The sequence below is a fragment of the Pseudarthrobacter sp. NPDC055928 genome (assembly GCF_042270935.1).
Classification (GTDB): Bacteria; Actinomycetota; Actinomycetes; order Actinomycetales; family Micrococcaceae; genus Arthrobacter.
In genome coordinates this window covers 1-1,218 of sequence record NZ_JBHJZH010000048.1, presented here as the reverse complement: position 1 = coordinate 1,218, position 1,218 = coordinate 1, and the positions used below count along the sequence as shown (strand labels likewise).

General features: G+C 59.6%; 1 protein-coding gene. It reads left to right on the top strand.

Features of this window, described 5'->3' with window-relative positions; translation table 11 throughout:
• Positions 1-126: 126 nt before the first annotated feature.
• Positions 127-1,197 carry a Gfo/Idh/MocA family protein gene (locus tag ACFC25_RS22690; RefSeq protein WP_376049359.1) on the top strand — a complete coding sequence of 357 codons (1,071 nt, stop codon included), beginning with the start codon at positions 127-129 and terminating at the stop codon, positions 1,195-1,197.
• Positions 1,198-1,218: the final 21 nt, after the last annotated feature.

Below are 1,218 nucleotides of genomic sequence, written 5' to 3'. Positions count from 1 at the left end.
GATCCTCGCGGTCGCTATTAAGGGACTCAGGAGTCGCGCGAAGGCAGACCCCTTGGCCAGCGCACCTCGTCTCCCGTCTCCCATTCGTGACCGTAAGTAACCTCAACCCTGAAAGATCAGCCAATCATGTCAAAGAATCCCATCCTTCCGCCGGTAAGAATTGGCATCATAGGTGCCGGAACCATGGGCCGTCAGCACGCCCTGTTCATCAGCCGGGAGGAGAACGCAGAACTTGTTGGTGTTGCGGATCCGGTTAGCGGGCAACTTGCCGTCGATTATGGGGTCCCGTACTTCACAGACCAGGCCCAACTGCTTGCGATGGACAACCTCGACGCAGTCATCATCGCCAGTCCCAACGCATTCCACGTCACGACGGCCCTGGATTGCATTAAGGCTGGTGTCGCTTCGCTCTTGGAGAAGCCCGTGGCGACCTCGGTAGACGAGGCAAACATGCTGGCTGCCGCCATGTCTTCCGGTGGTGCGCCCATTCTGGTTGGGCACCACCGCCGTCACCACCCGGCTGTCCGTGCAGCCAAAGGCATTATCGATTCCGGAGAACTCGGCCAGCTCGTCGCAGTCAATGGAATGTGGCTAACAAAGAAGTCCGACAGCTACTTCGATCAGGCCTGGCGCCGGGAAAAAGGGGCCGGAGTCCTGTTGATTAATCTCGTCCACGACCTTGACCTGCTGCGGCACATGTGCGGCGAAATCACGTCCGTTCAGGCCAGAACCAGCAACAACGCCCGTGGGTACGAAGTCGAGGACACGGCCAGCGTCATCTTCGAATTCGAGAACGGCGCCTTGGGCTCATTCATCATCTCGGATTCCGTGGTCGCGCCCTGGGGATGGGACCAAACGACAGAAGATGACCCCACCTTCCCGCTCAACCCGACAGCTTCCTGCTACTCCATAGCCGGGAGCAAGGGCTCGTTGGCCTTTCCGCAGCTGGGGCACTACTACCATTCTGGGACCTCCGACTGGACCCAGCCCCTTAGCCTCCGCTACGACCCAAGGGATGCAGGAGACTCATATTCGAGTCAACTCAAGCATTTCATCAGCGTCGCCCGCCGAGAAGTTGAGCCCTTGGTCACGGTGGAAGATGCCGCCAAAACACTGGCCCTGATCGAAGCCGTCCAACTGGCCGCACAGGAGGGAAAGATCGTGCGGATCGGCCAGAACCGCGCCCTAACCCACTAGAGCTCCCCCGCGGGCGTTCAA